We start from the raw sequence: 16,459 nt of genomic DNA, 5'->3' as shown, positions 1-16,459 counted from the left end.
AAATCATCAACCGCTGGTTTTACCTTGCATGGTTTTATCTAATGTCATCAAACAAGGAAAAGGATTATGACACGTACCGCCCCTCAAACAACCTCTGCAACTGATTCACTCGCCTTGAAAGCTGAACAAATTAAAACAACGCACGAACGCTTAAAGGAATTACAGCAACTCCTTGACCATGCACTTGATGCCTTTGCACGAGATCACAGCCAACTTACACAAATGGCGACTTATTGGGGGAATCAGCCCCTTTGGTGGAGAATTGGCCTTGGCGTTACGATCATTGTTCCCTCGTTGCTCATTAGTATTCTGATGCAGTTTGCTGTTTTACTTACTATTAGCTTATTTGTTTCCGCAATTTACATTGTGGGAGATAATTTACTTACTTCACATCATCAACAAGCTTCATTAAACACTCAGAAATTCAAAGATATTGTTAAAGATTTGAATACGCTTCAAACCTCAATCATTGAACTAACACATGAATTACACGAACAATTAAAACAAGAAATAGAAAAAATACATACTGAAAACACGAAATTATCAGAGAATGTTTCTCGGTTAGAGGAGGAACGCACCACGCTCTCATTAACAATAAATAGATTAAAAACAACAGAAGAACAACAACTAAAGTTAGTTCACGACTTAGAAACCCAAGCGGCACAACTCATTGCTGCATCCGCACTTCATTCAGACTTATATGAACAAATTAACGCTCAGCTTGAATCGGTACGTAAAGAGTACGAACACACTAAAATTCAGTTAACAGAACAAATTATGCGAATTGGCCAGGTTGAATCAGAGATGGGGGCCGAACGAGTAAAGCACCAAACTACAATACAAATTCTCAAGAAAACTTTAAGCAACTTCACCGGCATGATGACACTTAGTGAAGAACAACGAGCGGTCTTTGAGAAAAAGATTACTGACTTTATTGAGAATAATCAGCAGCGCTTTGAAAGCCTAAACGAGGTACTAACCCAAACAACTACACACATTTCTGCAACAACAGAGCGCTACACAGAAGCAACAAACGAGTTTCATAATTTATTAAATCAACAAAGACAACTCTTCAACAAGTTAGATTCAGTCGTAGAGCGATTCGATGAGCCTGAAACGCCACCGCGCCCCACCTTACAACACTCTGCTTCACAAACAGGATTGGGTTTGTTTTCTGAAAAAGCCCCCGTTGTCTCTGTTGCAAACGAAGGACTTGCGCAAACACCCGAAATCAAGGTTTTTTAACGTTATTCCTTTTCCCGCGAGAAAGACATTCTATACTTATAACTCTTGTAAAACTACTTAATTTACTGCCGAATAGGCAGCAAGTAGTTTTACAAGAACTCTTCCAAGAAATTTCAGTTTTACTTAAAATAAGTTATCCTTTACGCTCACTTAGTTATAACCCCATCAGCATCGAGCAACGACTTGAGGTAACGAGAACAGTGTATACATTTGAAAATACGGGTGTGATCTTACAAAGAACCGATTATTTTGATTCACAGGCAGCTAAAGAAGGCGAGTTTTATCTCTCGTGGAATGCGGGCTGTGCACGTTTACTCATACCCGATAATCAAAAACATCTTCTTTCGGAAATGCGGTCAACTAAATCCGTGTCCATTTCATTAATACCAGGCGGATTAGAGATTATTTTCGATGACGAAACGGATTCCCCCTTTGTGATTCAAATTGCAAAAGAACAAACTGATAGGATTATTTCATCCGATGAATTGGGTAATAAGATCCAATTTTCTGTGTATGTTCGCCTAGGTGAAAAATTTGCCTTTCCCGGCACTCTTCTAGCGAGCTCGACTTAAGGCTCTTCGTGAAATCCAAAACTTCTACGATTTGTCACTTATAAATTTGGTAAGCATAACCAGATTGAGTGAAACATCATTTAGGCCTGACTAAATAACAAAAATTCTAAAGGCTATCAAAAGCCAGGTAAAGCAGCATTCTATGTGAGTCCTCTTTAAAAAGAGTCACCTTAACTAGAGTACGCACTATACATTGACATCATTAGTTTTTTTTACTACATTGAAAACATTACTGCCGAATAGGCAGCTGTTAAACATCGGGCATAAACACATAGTGTTTGCCCTAAGATATTCACCGCACAGGAGAATTCATATGAGTCACTTCGACATTCATAATATTTCATTCGAACTGGATAAGTCAGCGATTACCTTTTCTTACACTGAAAGCTACAAATCAAATTTATGGAAAAAAGCCTATCTACAACTACCTCACACACCTGATTCTATTCATCTTATTAATGGCATTGAAAATAATAATTGGGTAGAAGAACAACACCGTATTTTTGAACAACTGTGCGCTGATTATTTTAATTCTTTTAAAGATATTGAATGTGCTGCCGCTTCAGCAGAAATTGGATTATATATTAATCATGTAGAAAAGGTGACTGACGATACCAATCATGAATTTTATGTGGCTTTCTCCGCCAATGATGCCCATATTCTAGTAGAGAGCAGCTATAGACATGATTATAACAAAGCCGCCTTATTTGAGATGGTCAATAACTCCGAGACTGAATGTAATCCTGAGCTCATCATTGCCCAAGCTAAAGAACAATATTTCTCCTCTTTGTCAAACGATCTAAATAAAGAAATGGCCCAATACTTCCATAATGTCATTTGTAACCCGCAGACAATCCTTACAGAAGCTCGTATTGAGGGTTGCGTTGATGAAATCCTTCACGATTTCATGAAAAGAGAGTTTGAGCGAAATGAAGGAAACTATGATGAGGATGACATATCAACCGAATTTTATCAGTGTCACGCGTGTGACATTCGATGTAATTTTGAACATTTGTCACTAGAAAAATTAGAAGAAAAAAATGACCAACAATGATTTCTTTCGTCAGATGCTCCACTTAACTGGAGTGGGAAAAGATAAAGACCTACTCATTGAACTATTCAAACTCGGCGGCATTACGGCCACCCCATCCAAAATAAAGGGCTGGCGAACTGACTTGGATAACCCTCGGGCATCGATGATGCCCGACCATGTTCTTCAAGGTTTTATACAGGGCCTATTTGAATACCGAGACATCAAAATGAAAGAGGGTCTTTATGTTTTTAACTTTATACAAAAAAAATAGAGCCCTTCTATTTGAAAATATCCCCTGTAAATAAGAGGTCCCAAATCCTTTGAGTTTATTAATTCATTTGGAATTCATTCTTACTATTGAATACCAACAGCTCCCTGGATAATGATAATCGCTGTCAATGTACATAATTAAATCTAACTTGCACAAATTATTAAAAAAGGCACGTAGAGCTCCCCATGAAGAGGGGACATTATTTTTCAATTCTACGGGGATAAGTTCAGGATAACGTCGAGCATATCTTGCTACTGTTTCTGCACAAGATGGAATCTTTAACTGAGCACTTTTAATTAACCAGGCATTTACTCGCTGAATGGAAAACCCTTTTCTAGTATCCTTGTTGCCAGATATGAAAGTGCAATATACTACTGCCTGCCAAATTCGGCGATCACAACCAAAGATCCAGTCGCCGTAAGGCACGGCTAAATTAAGGTAATCTGGTAACTGATCAATTGAAAGCCCAAGAGATTGACAATAACGGTTCCAAGCTGGGTGCTGTTCTAGTTCCCCATGTAATCGAGTACTTTTTGATTCACTTCGAAGCAGAAGCAGTAATTCATCGACAGCCGCACTAAGCTGGGCTCTTTCTTTATCTTCCTTTTTTTGATCTCGTTCCATTTCTAACTTATATTGTTCCTCTTGTTGCTCAATCCGAGTGAGTAGTTTCTTTTCGAGCATTGGAAATTCAGCATGAGCCTTCGCATTATGTAACCATTGCATTCGTTTAGAATTATTAAGAGACAACCAAAACGAATCCATATCCTTTACCTCATCAGGTTGCAAATCCGATAAATTAATTTCTATAGCTGAGATGTTGGCCTTCTTTATTTTCTCAATTTTTTGTTCGTCCACTCGATGTCGATAATAAATTTCAATAATAAGAAAATGCTCTCCTTTAGTTGCGAGAAGATCAGCTTTCATTCCATGCAGTACTTTTTCTTCCTCTATATTAGGAAAAGACATCATCTTCCCTTCCCGCCCGATGTATTCTTGTTGCTCCCGGTGATTCTTTCCCTTTGAATCAGTAGCCTGAGCAATAGACACATATTCAGGAAGCATAATGTGCATGTGTTTCATTATCTGCTGCTTCGCGGCTAAATGTATTGCACTTTCTAAGCCGCCACCGCACTCACTACCCATCGCATGTTTGAAATGGTGTTGTTTTATACGCCCTTTTGCCGGAGTGAGTGGCGATTTACAGGATGGGCAAAAATAGCTGTGCGTTGAACTACGCTCTACATCAGCTATATGAACAAGATTATTTTGCTCATTCAAACCAAAAGGCAGTTTAATGTCTTCTTTTTTCATAAGGGCTCTAGTTCTTGTTTATTTAACAATAACGGTAATAATGTATATTGGGTATTTTGAATCAATAATATTTGATAACAACGAACAGATTTATCGAATGCATCTAAAACAAATACATACAAAGAACGAATAGTTTTCAAAACATGATTACGATATAATTCATAGTTTAGGTCTTTCTCATTATGGAAATTTAGAATGAACACCCAAATTCATGGATATGCAGATCTTCTTCAAATGATTCAAAACAATCTCTCTACGTACACGAACAACGATGAAAGTCTAATCTTGAGTGGTAATACTAGAACAGGAAAAACTGTTTTTTTAAATGAATTAATTCGCTCTCTTCGCGCGATGAATCAACGATTTTGTTTTTTTGGCGATGAGCGATGTCAAAAAGAATATAAACCCCATTCAAAGGACCGGGTATTTAACCCTTGGCTTTCCCATGAATTCAAAGATCCTCGGTTTGAATTTCAAGAATATCAAACATTGATTATTCCCGTTTTAAATGATTTTATTAATTCTCTTGACTCCATAAATAATGAAGGACTTTTTACTTATTACCCTGGAGAAAAAGATACTGACGGGAATAAATTTGTGCTTAATTCAATTATAGACTTTGCCCTCAGCCGTAACATTTGGCTTATTTTTGACGAGATTGATTCTAAGAGCATTATCCAAAACATTAATCGCGCACTCCATTCACGTGGTAAAATTGCTTTTAGTGCAAAAAATCAAACCATCGTTGACACATTCGATATCCCAAACCCTAATCGCATACAGTTTGAGAATGGATTAAACATTTTCTCAATATCAAAACAGGTTAATGTTTAAACAAATTGGGGTTATTACACGTCCAAAACAATTTTATTTCAGCTTATTAAAATTTCTCGCACTAATATGGAAAGAAAATATGATTAAAAAACTCGTTTTACTACTTATATTATCATTCACTCATGCCCCAGAGGCATTTTCGCTCTACAGCAAGGAACGTATCGATCAAAATTTTAAATGGCAAATTCAAGAGACCACTTCTATATTAAAACGTCGAGGATGTTTTCAAACTTTGGAACCTTTCATAAAAAAAATTGAACAAAACCATCAACTGTTTCTTGATAACCACCCTTTAGAAGCAACCTTTAAGAACCTAATTCTTTTTCCTAAGCTTTATTCCAATCATAAACCGATTGGGTGCTCTATGGAAAAACTTGGAAACATCAATTTTGGTGCAGACTATACCGGATATTATCTTGAGAGTATTGGGCAATACCCCGTTACTTCTCACCCTCCACATCCAACTGATTTTGAAAAAGACAAATTCATTAAAACGGCCATTTACGCACATAATAAAATATTTGATATGTGTAATAGGGTTACTTGTGACGGTTATGCTAAAACGAGTATTTGGCGCTTATATAGAATCTACGAACTGATACAAGAACCCAATCCCGATTTTGAATTAATGCTTTCATTGGCCACCCTGGTAAAATATGATATTTCTCGCGCCTTCTATTTTAAAAAAGTAACGGATACAAGATATTATAACGCTTTAGGCGATGCTTTTAATAACATGAGCTTTTTGTTTTATCTACCGAAAAGATATCTCTTTGATTTAAGGGAATCTTATGATTTCCGGGAAGAGTATGCTTCCAAATATACAAATTATTTGGCTAATTATACTGATAAAAAAGATTTAAATTTTGCGAATTTTTCCTACTTCTTAGAACCTTATACCTATGCGAGCACAAACCGAAGCATGGAGTATTTAATCTCGGCTGTACATCGTATCCATTGCGCAAACTTCTTTGTTTTTTCATCAAACATGAAAGATAGCGTTGCAGAAAAATTTATGCATGAGTTGGTTGAAGGATACACTTCGAAGGCAATTGAGTTATTTAAAGAATATTGCATTACCGAAGGCGAACAATGTGTAATGGAATGATTCTCAACCCTTCTTTAGATTGGCACTATTCGATGTAGTGCCATAGCACAGATAAAAATTCTTAATTAGGGGTCGTGTGGAAGCCCCCCAAATGTGTTAGTTCCAAAATATTTGGTTCCGTGTTTGTTAAGATATTAGTCCTTTAAAAGATCTTTAATTTTGTTACAGACCAGTTGGGGCTGTTCTATTTGAACAAAATGACTCGACGACACGGAATATATTTGACTTTGTTTATTTTTATTAAGCCATTGTTTTTGATTTTTATACCAGTCCTCTTTTAATGGATGTTCCTTTTCCATTTCGGTAGATGAAATAATTACAACAGGAATGATATTATTAATATCACCCAAATTTTTAATTGAATTTTTTGACTCACTAAATCCTAACAATTGATAGGCAACTTCTGCCTCTGAACCACCATACTTTTTATAAATGTAACTCGCAGATTTTATTTTTGCCTCTTCTAGTCCTTTTTTGTGTTTCTGTATTAATTTAGTAGAAAAATTAAAATTTTTAGGTACCGGATCCACTAGAAGCAAACCTTTTACAACAGTAGGATTTTTCAAGGTAAAATATCCAGCATACATAGCGCCATATGAATGAGCAACAATTAAATAGGGTGGTTTCATATTTAACTTTTTCAAAAGTTTTAATAACCTATTACTAACCAACTTTGCTGTAAGTGGATTTGTTGCTGAAAACTTAAGATCAGGATAGCTCCCGCCAAGCCCACTTCGATCATACAAAAATACAGAGCCAAGTTGTGTGACACAATTAAAAAATTTTTTGTTTTCTTTCCATTCATCTATCGTAGTTCCACTGCCATTTTCAAAAATTATTGTGCCCTTAAATTGAGTTAGCGCATTAGGATAATATTCCGAATAAATGGAAATTCCCGATTGAATATTAGTTAGACTATCCAAGGCAAAAGAATTAAAAGAAAATAGCAGTAGAACTGTATATTTAAATAAATGATAAACTATTTTATTCATGGGTTTAGGGGCCAATAGAAACATTAAGGGAACGAAGATATAGGTCTAACTGTTCAGCTATTTTTTTACAGGAATAGTCCCATTCTTATAAAGTCCACCTCCGTTAAACTACATTCAAAAGTGGGATAAAATATCCCGTAATGAAACTTTTCTTTATATTGGGTGTAGTGAGCTTCATCCACGGGATCTATTAAAAAGTACTGATAATTTGTTTAAGAGCTTACCTGTGAAATATACATTTTCTGGTAATACTTCACCCCACTAGACACTCTAGTCCCTTTAATAGAGACCTCATAACTTTCGTACGGCGAAATTTGAGTTGATGAGTGCCGGCACGCAACATCAACAACTGAAGAATAATCACATATAGAATAATCTAGAGTAATAACCTGATTTGTCTTATTAATTACACTAGACTTTGCCATAGTGGCAAAACTCGAATTAACCTTCGCGTTGGGTAGTGAGTTTACTTGAATAGAATTCAGTAGATAGTCACTGGGTAACGCATATACAGATGAACTCGTTGCGATGAGCAATACAATGGAAAGCATTTCCTGTTTAACAGAGTAAAACATTTTTGGGTCTTTGTACTTGTTAAGATTTGGTAGATTTAAATCCACTTATATTCTTATCCCTTGTTTTAGCGCAGCCATCAATGCCATTCCTTCCTCCAAGTCAGCATCCAGCTCAGCTATATTTAATGACGAAGAAACTCTATGTGATTTCTCTCTTATTCTTTGTTGCTCCATAAATACACTATGTCTTTGGAGATAACTTGCAGTGACTCTTCGCGAATCCTCTGCTTTTTCTATGAGTTTACTGTCGTGCTCTGAGTTTCTTAAACTCTGCTCTGCTTCAAAGATTTCCCCATCTCGTATCTCAAGATTATTTTTGCATTCCGTGACTTCAGCTACAGTCTCTTCAAGGCGGTCTAAATGAGCCTGAAGGCGTTCTTTCTTTTGAGTTAATAGCTGGGCTGTGTCCTTGACTGCTTGCGCATGAGTTGCTACCGACTGTTGTTCTTTTATTAATTCTTGATTTAATTCAATTGTTTCTCGCGCCATTAATTGTACTGTTTGCTGACGATGATGCTCATGAGATACAAGCAACACATGGACAATAACAGCAACAAACAAGGCGGTTATTGATAGAAGCATCGATGCGCCAACAAAAAGCCCCATAACCCCTGAAGCCAAGGAACTCCCAAGGAAAACTTGCAGCTTAGTCCAAAATGATTTTTCAACCCAGTTTGCACTGAGCTCATCAAACCAACTCTTTTTAGCCAATGTTCGGCGCATCAGCTCACCGGATGCATCATTCGGTAATTCAAATTGCTCCACAAATAACCAAGTGACTCCTGTGCTTACATAATTATAAGCCCGATAAAAAAATCGAAGTAGAAACCAGTAATCTTCTATTTCCTTTAATTCAGGTTGACTCATAAATCCTCCTTAAAACCCGCTACATTGCTGCTTGGGGATTGTCTATTGAAGGCAACTGTTCTTGTGGGGGTTGCGCCTCTTTATGTTGTTTGAAAAAACGTACCATCTCCCAAGCCGCTTTTGCTCTCTTATCTAATTGAATAATTGTTTCGGTTTGGTATTCAACACTTTTGCTTAACCCGTCAATGGTCACCTCTTGTTCATCAATGACTTTCTGAAGGTCTTGCACTTCACTTAACTTATCGATTAATAAACGTTCAAGCCGCTCATTTTCCACTTGCGCGTGTTCAAGGGCTGTATCTTTTATCTCTAATAAACGCCGCAATTCAGCCATAGCCTTTGTTTCATCAGCGTGTTGGCGTGATGCATCTTGCTGCTCAACAAGCTCGACAGAGTCAATTGAATCCGTAAATTCTTTTGAAATTTCCTGAACTTCTGCTACATCATTCTGAACCCCATCACGACCTTTTTGCAGTACATGGGCTTGTTTATTCCGAGAGTCAACGTGCTCGGGATCTGTTTCAGAACTACTCTGCCGACGCCACCAATAACCACCACCTCCCAAGCCAATTAAGCCCAGAAGAGTTAAGATCGCAGCACCGGTGGATGTACCACCGCTTGATGCAGCTGCAGCTGCAAGGGGTAAAGCTAATACGGGTATTGGCATAACATTCCTTTTAAGGTTGTGTGGCTCACTAAAACTAGTTTCCTAAAATCAGGTGCGATTTTATCTAGGTGCTTAAATAAAATCAATCATGTTCATTTGTAAGACATCAGCTCAGAAACCACCAAGAGATTCGCTCAAAACATGATCTTTTAAAAAAATAACGATGAAAAATCATAAGACTATGTTAAAGGATGACTGCCGATAGGTCGTGTTAAAGACAACGTCTCTGAAGGTAGATAGTTAAATAGGCAACGACTAGGAACAGATGAGCGGTTAATACGATTTTCGTGCTTGTGCACAGCTACAATACACCTTGATACCCATAAGATTTCAAGGCCGACATCCTGTCGATTGAAGCTGCGCCAAACGTTTCAATTATAGAAAAATGATACACTTTAGCCAGCAGCCTACTACGCAATACACTGTAAGATATTTCTTATTTTAAGATGAGAACTAATAAACGCGCACTTGCGGAAGCTCTGACCAGCGCGAGGTATACGCAGGCGATTTTAACTCTGAACGCATAGCCCAAGGCTTGGAGTACCCTTCTGCGGCCAGGCGAATTGTACTGCGCCCGTATTTTTGATTAATCCGATCAAATACATCCATTAGTTTTTCTGTATGCTCTAACTGCTCCTCACTGGGTTGATGAAATAAATCCATCTGGCATGGGTCCTTAAGAATTAAGTCCTGCAAACAAACCCCTACCTTTTTATAGTAGAAACCCGACTTATAAATCTGGCGTAAACACCGCTTCGCCCACTTAGTGATTAAACGTAAATCATCTGTTGGATTCACGAGACGAACTTCCATCGATTGAAAATGCTGTGCGAGGTCTTGGCGAAAACGATTGGTATGTACAAAAACAGTCATGCTTTTCACCACCAGTCCTTGAAGACGCATTTTTTCCACAGCACGGGCGCAATGGCTACTGACTGCTTGCGCAAGAGCTGAAAACTCGGTTTGCATGGAACCAAACGATTTAGAGGACATAATACTTTGTTTTAAAGCAGCCTCTTCTAACCCTCCGCAAGGAGTGCCACTTAACTCCATGGCGGTACGCATCAACACCACATTAAATTGTTTCTTTAATAAATGCGGATTCATCGCACTTAAGTCATGAGCCGTTCGAATCCCTTGCGCAAATAACTTTTTATCCCACTGCCGCCCGACCCCCCATACATCGCCCACCGCAATACTATTTAACAAGCCCATTTGGTGTGTGATATTAAACACTGGGATTTTAAATACTTTTTTACATAGATGATTTGCCACTTTTGCCAGGGTTTTAGTTTTTCCAATTCCAATTGAGGTTGGAATTCCTGTGTGTTTTAGAATTTTCTTTTGTAAAGCAATACAAAAGGACTCATGCAGGTCTTCTGACATCGTACTTAAATCAATGAACGCTTCGTCAATGGAATACACTTCAAGATGCGGCCATGCTTCTTCAATAGTACTCATTACCCGCTGACTAATGTTTCCGTACAACGTATAGTTAGAAGAAAATGCTTTGACCCCATGTTGCTTGCAAAATTGTTTGATTTTAAAATACGGCTCGCCCATAGCTATGCCTAGTGCTTTGGCTTCATTCGAGCGCGAAATTATTGCCCCATCATTGTTCGATAAAATTACAATTGGTGTGTTTTTTAGGTCGGGCCTAAATAACCGTTCACAGCTTGCATAATAGTTATTGCAATCAATGAGCGCATACATCTAGCGCATCTCCTGAATTACACAGGTCACTACACCCCAAATTACCATATCTTGTTCCTCAGTGACATTGATTGGGGCATATTTAGGGTTTGCGGGCAATAACTGTACTATGCCTCCTCGGCATGAAAAGCGCTTCACGGTGAGCTCTCCATTGATTGCAGCAATAACTATTTTTCCGTCCGTTGCCTCCAAACTCTTATCTACGATTAACCAAGTACCCGGAAAAATTCCAACATCAATCATCGACTCACCCGTAGCTTGCAATACAAACGTAGCTGAGGGGTTGTGAATAAATTTCGTGTTCAAATCAAGATAGCTTTCGATGTAATCATCGGCCGGAGATGGAAATCCTGCTTGCACTTTGCTTGAAAATGCGGGAAGCTGATGTGTTTTTGAAATAAACTGTTTCACCGATTTAATTTGAGATACCGCCATGCGAATTGCCGTTGATGGCTCGTCCATGAGACGAACTGCGCCTTCTTTTTTTCCACCACATAGAAACATAATATGCTCTTTTTGATTTTTGTTACAAATATCATAGGCAGCAAAATCAACTCTGTAAATCCCCCCATTAATGGATTTGTCCAATAGAAAAGTTAAGTTGAAGAGAATATTAAAAAAATTATTTTTTTAACTTCGATCAAAATAAGGCTCGATTGCAAGTGGGTTATTAAATTCAGCCCGGTTCACCATCCTAGTCACTGGATAGGTGATTAAATCATTTTCTTGCGAAGGATGCATAAGCGATGCAAGCTCCTCTTTGTCGCATCGGGAATTATCAAGCCAAATTGCTTGTTGCTGCTTATCCAGTAAAACGGGCATTCGATGATGAATCGGCTTCATAAAGGAGCTTGCTTCACACGTAACTAAACAACAAGAATGGACGACTTCATCCTCATTGTTCCAAGACTCCCAAAACGCCGCCACCGCAAGAATTTCATGATTCACTTTGTGTATGTAGTAAGGCTGTTTTCCAGAAGCCTCCTGCCGCCACTCAAAAAATCCACTCATGAGCATCAAGCAACGCCTTGATTGAAGCGGGTTACTAAAAACAGGCTTTTGAAATATCGTTTCACACCGCGCATTAATTAAATGTCCTACTTTAGTATCTTTGGTAGTCCACGAAGGAATTAAACCCCAACGAAAACAAACACACTGACGATGATGCGGCTCCGATTCAATGACACAAGCAACGTCATGACTTGGAGTAATATTAAAGCTTGGCTTTAGCTCAAAATCATTTTCGACAGAAAATTGAAATTTAATTTCTTCAACCGTATCGATTAAGGCAAATCGCCCGCACATAAATAGACGCTCTTTACGAAGAATATTATTTACAGTATAGACTTACTCACATCCCCCACAATCAATACACCAAAAATTGCTATGTGTACCATAAGTGATATCCATATTAGGCCTGTAATCAAAGATGGCGACAGATTAAAAATGCAAGACATGTTTGCTCGTGCGGTCTGTGTATATGTTAATTATATGGTTCAAAGAAAAATCCATTAAATGGCTTTTGCTGTTTTAATTATCCTATTGCTTAAACGAGTCGTGAGGCCACTGTGTTATATAAGAATTAGCATATCCTTCAATCTGGGCAACTTGATTAGCCCAAGTTTGCTCCCAAGCGGAAGGCGGGAACTGCTTATTCCATACTCTAAATAATTGCTCTTGTTGTTTACTTAATGAAAGCGTGTAATGTTCCGACATAAAAAGGTAAGCACGTGCAACAACGCCCTTAGCCTCATCCGAGGGCTCTACGCGTCGTGATGACTTATCAATCTTAATCGAACAGCCATAATACCCTTCTTGATTGGGCAACACTCCAAATCGATAATTAGAACGCGCTTGATTTATAAGGCCTGATTCAGGCCCAAGATTATACAGTTCTGCTTCAATATGTCGAAAGCGCCCGTCAATTTTCTGACAGCACTTACGCCCTTTAAAAGGACGACCGTTTTTATCCCTGCACAATGGCTCACGCCAGCAAGTAAATTGCTGACCGAAGTGCTCCGCAGCATACATGTGCTCTATTTCGATACGATTAGCCCGCTTCTTTTCCTTGGCCTCGCTCATACCACACGAATCCAGATTCACGGTTTTACCTTGATAAGTACAACCACAATAAATCGTTTGCGGATGATTCTGAAATAATTGCTGCACTATTTTTTTAGACTGAGCAAACGAACTGGGGGAATCGGACCATGAAAAATGACTTAGAAACAACAAGCTACAGAGTAAAAAACGCATCCCTAACTCCTGAAAACAAGGAGTTGAAGTGTACTGCATCCAACACTTAAAGCAATAGGCCAAAGTGCGTGCCGTCCACGAAGAAGCTCCAGGTGTTTCTTCGTTAAAATGGATACATGGTTGATTTCAAGGTGCTATTGATTAATTGGAGGAAAACGACTGTGGTCGTCGAGGATGAAACATAGAGGAAATCTGCGGCTATTATGCGAGTAGACAGCTAGCACCTAAATGACTCGCATTCTTACCAATCGATACCACTGCGCCGGGCGCGTGCAGTATATCGTTCTTTAAAAAAAATAAAGCATAAAATAAGCGTTTTTTTCTGTAAGACATTTCTTAAAATATTTAAAGCAGTACAGATATCATTCATAAAACTAGAATAAATCCCAAAAGAAAGGCGTTCGATTATCATAAATACTATATACACTCGTTTGTTCATAACTGACCGAGTGTTTTTGCGTAGACTATTAATATGAATTTTTCCAACGTTTATTTGATTTTATTTTTAATAAATAGGACTTAGCTTATTGAACTATAAAGCAATTTTATTGTGGATAATTTAATTTTCCCCTAAGCCGGTACTCTTTTTTTAACTTCAATAATTTTTAATTTGTCCTAACTCACGCCTTTATTACAGCCATTTAAAATAAAAATACTCTCCGAAGAATTATCCACAATTTTTGTGGATGTGCGACACGAGGTCGCTAAATAAACTGTTGCATCAGGCAGCCACCTGAATGCAACCTACTGTTCCGTCAGTAGTTCTCTACCTAGACATGCGACTGGAGTAATTCAGTGGTTTGAAGCTCTAGGGACAATGGATCCGCGGGAAACCGTAGAGAAGTCTGTGAAGATCAATCGAATCTGCTAGCACTAGAGCAGAGAGGGCCTAGGGATGAATGGTATGGTTAATGTAATGTGAACTTTTGTATAAACGTCGTGAAAATTTGAGGAGCCAAAAGTGCTGATAGGCTCTAACCAAAAGGTACAGCAGTCCAGAAAGCGAATTATCCACTTTGGCTTTCACGGATGACAAGACTGCCGGCGAATAGAAAGAACCTAACCCAATCGGTTTATTTAGTGGAACGTGGTAACCCCATACAGCTCCCTCTTTTGGGAAAGCACATCGCAAGAGGTGCCGATGGCTGTGTGGGAGTAGGAGGTTGGCATAAGCGAATGCCTTGCTGTAATGGTGAGGATACAGATTGAAACATAATCTGGCACGAAAGTGAGCCCACAGCTGACTGGTCTTTAAGCGCGAGATAATTCGGAGAATCAATAGCATGAGGAGAAGCAAATGACGGCAGTGATAAAATCACTGACTGGTGCGTCCTCCGCTTCAGACAAATGGAACTCCATCAATTGGAAGAACATAGAAGCTGAAGTATATCGACTGCAAATGCGTATCGCGAAAGCTGTCAGCGAAGGTCGTCAAGGCAAGGTCAAAGCGTTGCAATGGCTACTAACGCACTCTTTTCACGCCAAAATGCTGGCAGTGAAACGGGTTGTACAAAACAAAGGGGGGAAAACCCCCGGTGTTGATAAAATCATTTGGAAAACACCACAACAAAAGCTGGAAGCTGCTCAGTCATTGAAACGGAAGGGATACAACACCCAACCGCTCAAACGTATTTATATCCCCAAAATGGACGGACGCCTAAGGCCGCTCTCAATCCCTACTATGAAATGCAGAGCAATGCAGGCTCTATACCTGCTAGCACTGGATCCAATAGCGGAATTTTACGCGGATAAAAACAGCTACGGGTTTCGCCCTAAGCGTTCCCCGGCAGACGCACTGGGAGCTTGCTTCAATGCGCTAGCAAGGAAAAGCTCGGCTCAATGGATTTTTGAGGCGGATATCAAATCATGTTTCGACAAAATTTCCCACGATTGGCTACGGGAAAATATCCCGATGGATAAAGAAATTTTGAATAAATGGCTATCAGCAGGATACATCGATCAAGGCGTATTTCATCAAACGGTATCTGGTACGCCACAAGGCGGCTTAGCATCACCAACACTTCTAGTGCTGACTCTCAGCGGATTAGAACAGGCTGTGCACAACTCTGTCTCTAAACGCAAAGATAAAGTATATCTCAGTATCTATGCAGACGACTTTATCATAACGGGTAAATCAAAAGATGTATTGGAAATGAAAGTCAGACCGGTGGTAGAACTATTTCTGTGTGAACGTGGTCTGGAGCTCTCACAGGAGAAAACTAAGATCACACATGTTGATGATGGATTTGATTTTCTCGGTGTTAATGTTCGGAAATATAAGGGTAAGTACATATCCAAACCTTCGAAAAAGAGCGTCAACCGCTTCTTAATGAACATTAGAGAAATAATAAAGGCAAATCCTACGGCGAAAACGGAAAATCTAATTCACCTACTAAATCCTATAATCCGAGGATGGGCGAATTATTTTCGGTTTTACTGCGCAAAAGAGACGTATAGTTACATTGATCATTTTATCTACAAAGCGTTGTGGAGTTGGGCCTGCCGCAGACACCCAGGGAAAGGTGCTTATTGGATAAAAAGGAAGTACTTTCGAAGCCAAGGGTTAAGAAACTGGATTTTCACGACTAAAACATTAAAAGATGGCAAGAGATCTTATGTAGATTTATTTACAGCAAGTTCCATCGCCATCAAACGGCACGCAAAGATAAGATCAGAGGCAACACCATACGATCCGCGTTTTACAGAGTACTTTAATAAACGCCAACGCTTTCCAGCAAGGATAGAGCAGAGTCGAGAGTCGGGGTGCGCTTATCAATAGCGTAAGACCACCAAATGAAAACAAACAGCTGGGTCAACCGGAGTTGGCTTTGAAAAGGCTTGAGCGGAGTGCGGTGAAAATCGCACGCTCCGTTCTCATGGGACGGGGCTACAGCAATGTAGCCCTGTTACCAAACAAGCCTGTGGGTAGTCTTGTAGAAACGCCTATGAAAACGACTTAAGAGGAATGGAATAAATTGACACATTAATGGAGAATCAGTACAACCTGTTCTT

Annotated in this window: 15 protein-coding genes; 7 read left to right on the top strand and 8 right to left on the bottom strand. The window is 38.9% G+C overall.

The window, feature by feature from the left end; genetic code table 11:
* Positions 1–66: 66 nt before the first annotated feature.
* The 4 genes from BN3124_RS00190 (at position 67) to BN3124_RS00175 (ending at position 3,121) form a co-directional block, all read left to right on the top strand.
* Positions 67–1,245 (top strand): hypothetical protein, encoded by a 1,179-nt coding sequence (locus tag BN3124_RS00190; protein WP_058532864.1) that lies wholly within the window; start codon positions 67–69, stop codon positions 1,243–1,245.
* Between the two features lie 200 nt (positions 1,246–1,445).
* Entirely contained in the window at positions 1,446–1,817 is a 372-nt protein-coding gene (locus tag BN3124_RS00185) for a hypothetical protein (protein WP_058532863.1), read from the top strand.
* Between the two features lie 313 nt (positions 1,818–2,130).
* On the top strand, positions 2,131–2,871 hold the full coding sequence (locus BN3124_RS00180; protein WP_058532862.1) for a hypothetical protein: 741 nt from the start codon (positions 2,131–2,133) through the stop codon (positions 2,869–2,871).
* Positions 2,858–3,121: a YehS family protein gene (locus BN3124_RS00175; RefSeq protein ID WP_058532861.1), complete on the top strand. Its 264-nt coding sequence runs from the start codon at positions 2,858–2,860 to the stop codon at positions 3,119–3,121. The genes BN3124_RS00180 and BN3124_RS00175 overlap by 14 nt, the downstream gene beginning before the upstream one ends.
* A 63-nt stretch (positions 3,122–3,184) precedes the next feature.
* On the opposite strand, the gene BN3124_RS00170 is transcribed toward BN3124_RS00175, so the two are convergent.
* Positions 3,185–4,435, bottom strand: coding sequence for a competence protein CoiA family protein (locus BN3124_RS00170; RefSeq protein ID WP_058532860.1), 1,251 nt, complete (start codon positions 4,433–4,435; stop codon positions 3,185–3,187).
* A 195-nt stretch (positions 4,436–4,630) separates the two neighbouring features.
* Here BN3124_RS00170 and BN3124_RS00160 point away from each other — a divergent pair, with 195 nt between their 5' ends.
* Complete coding sequence (locus BN3124_RS00160) at positions 4,631–5,269, top strand: hypothetical protein (RefSeq protein WP_058532858.1); 639 nt, start codon at positions 4,631–4,633, stop codon at positions 5,267–5,269.
* Positions 5,270–5,348: 79 nt separating this feature from the next.
* The gene (locus tag BN3124_RS00155; RefSeq protein WP_149865161.1) at positions 5,349–6,377 is read left to right on the top strand and encodes a hypothetical protein; all 1,029 of its coding nucleotides are present in this window, start codon (positions 5,349–5,351) and stop codon (positions 6,375–6,377) included.
* Between the two features lie 134 nt (positions 6,378–6,511).
* Here the strand turns inward: BN3124_RS00155 and BN3124_RS00150 are convergent, their stop codons facing one another.
* The 7 genes from BN3124_RS00150 to BN3124_RS00115 form a co-directional block, all read right to left on the bottom strand.
* Positions 6,512–7,369, bottom strand: coding sequence for an alpha/beta fold hydrolase (locus BN3124_RS00150; protein WP_058532856.1), 858 nt, complete (start codon positions 7,367–7,369; stop codon positions 6,512–6,514).
* A 620-nt stretch (positions 7,370–7,989) separates the two neighbouring features.
* Positions 7,990–8,811 carry a hypothetical protein gene (locus BN3124_RS00140; protein ID WP_058532854.1) on the bottom strand — a complete coding sequence of 274 codons (822 nt, stop codon included), beginning with the start codon at positions 8,809–8,811 and terminating at the stop codon, positions 7,990–7,992.
* 19 nt (positions 8,812–8,830) lie between these two features.
* Positions 8,831–9,478, bottom strand: a complete 648-nt coding sequence (locus BN3124_RS00135; protein WP_058532853.1) for a hypothetical protein — start codon at positions 9,476–9,478, stop codon at positions 8,831–8,833.
* 453 nt (positions 9,479–9,931) lie between these two features.
* Positions 9,932–11,191, bottom strand: coding sequence for a Y-family DNA polymerase (locus tag BN3124_RS00130; RefSeq protein ID WP_058532852.1), 1,260 nt, complete (start codon positions 11,189–11,191; stop codon positions 9,932–9,934).
* Positions 11,192–11,695: a LexA family protein gene (locus tag BN3124_RS00125; RefSeq protein ID WP_058532851.1), complete on the bottom strand. Its 504-nt coding sequence runs from the start codon at positions 11,693–11,695 to the stop codon at positions 11,192–11,194.
* A 126-nt stretch (positions 11,696–11,821) separates the two neighbouring features.
* Positions 11,822–12,496: an SOS response-associated peptidase gene (locus BN3124_RS00120; protein ID WP_058532850.1), complete on the bottom strand. Its 675-nt coding sequence runs from the start codon at positions 12,494–12,496 to the stop codon at positions 11,822–11,824.
* A gap of 234 nt (positions 12,497–12,730) precedes the next feature.
* Positions 12,731–13,447, bottom strand: coding sequence for an endonuclease (locus tag BN3124_RS00115; RefSeq protein ID WP_149865160.1), 717 nt, complete (start codon positions 13,445–13,447; stop codon positions 12,731–12,733).
* A 1,297-nt stretch (positions 13,448–14,744) separates the two neighbouring features.
* Here BN3124_RS00115 and ltrA point away from each other — a divergent pair.
* On the top strand, positions 14,745–16,226 hold the full coding sequence (ltrA, locus tag BN3124_RS00110) for a group II intron reverse transcriptase/maturase (RefSeq protein ID WP_058532848.1): 1,482 nt from the start codon (positions 14,745–14,747) through the stop codon (positions 16,224–16,226).
* The last annotated feature ends 233 nt before the right edge of the window (positions 16,227–16,459 follow it).

The organism is Legionella saoudiensis (genome assembly GCF_001465875.1).
Classification (GTDB): Bacteria; Pseudomonadota; Gammaproteobacteria; order Legionellales; family Legionellaceae; genus Legionella; species Legionella saoudiensis.
The sequence above is the reverse complement of the archived record's forward strand: the minus strand, read 5'-3'. Positions and strand labels throughout refer to the sequence as shown.

Bases quoted from the DNA above. Each gene is read 5' to 3' on its own strand.
- BN3124_RS00140 (WP_058532854.1), bottom strand. From the start codon at position 8,811: ATGAGTCAACCTGAATTAAAGGAAATAGAAGATTACTGGTTTCTACTT.
- BN3124_RS00170 (WP_058532860.1), bottom strand. From the start codon at position 4,435: ATGAAAAAAGAAGACATTAAACTGCCTTTTGGTTTGAATGAGCAAAAT.
- BN3124_RS00130 (WP_058532852.1), bottom strand. From the start codon at position 11,191: ATGTATGCGCTCATTGATTGCAATAACTATTATGCAAGCTGTGAACGG.
- BN3124_RS00115 (WP_149865160.1), bottom strand. From the start codon at position 13,447: ATGCGTTTTTTACTCTGTAGCTTGTTGTTTCTAAGTCATTTTTCATGG.
- BN3124_RS00160 (WP_058532858.1), top strand. From the start codon at position 4,631: ATGAACACCCAAATTCATGGATATGCAGATCTTCTTCAAATGATTCAA.
- BN3124_RS00120 (WP_058532850.1), bottom strand. From the start codon at position 12,496: ATGTGCGGGCGATTTGCCTTAATCGATACGGTTGAAGAAATTAAATTT.
- BN3124_RS00180 (WP_058532862.1), top strand. From the start codon at position 2,131: ATGAGTCACTTCGACATTCATAATATTTCATTCGAACTGGATAAGTCA.
- BN3124_RS00135 (WP_058532853.1), bottom strand. From the start codon at position 9,478: ATGCCAATACCCGTATTAGCTTTACCCCTTGCAGCTGCAGCTGCATCA.
- ltrA (WP_058532848.1), top strand. From the start codon at position 14,745: ATGACGGCAGTGATAAAATCACTGACTGGTGCGTCCTCCGCTTCAGAC.
- BN3124_RS00190 (WP_058532864.1), top strand. From the start codon at position 67: ATGACACGTACCGCCCCTCAAACAACCTCTGCAACTGATTCACTCGCC.
- BN3124_RS00125 (WP_058532851.1), bottom strand. From the start codon at position 11,695: ATGTTTCTATGTGGTGGAAAAAAAGAAGGCGCAGTTCGTCTCATGGAC.
- BN3124_RS00175 (WP_058532861.1), top strand. From the start codon at position 2,858: ATGACCAACAATGATTTCTTTCGTCAGATGCTCCACTTAACTGGAGTG.
- BN3124_RS00150 (WP_058532856.1), bottom strand. From the start codon at position 7,369: ATGAATAAAATAGTTTATCATTTATTTAAATATACAGTTCTACTGCTA.
- BN3124_RS00155 (WP_149865161.1), top strand. From the start codon at position 5,349: ATGATTAAAAAACTCGTTTTACTACTTATATTATCATTCACTCATGCC.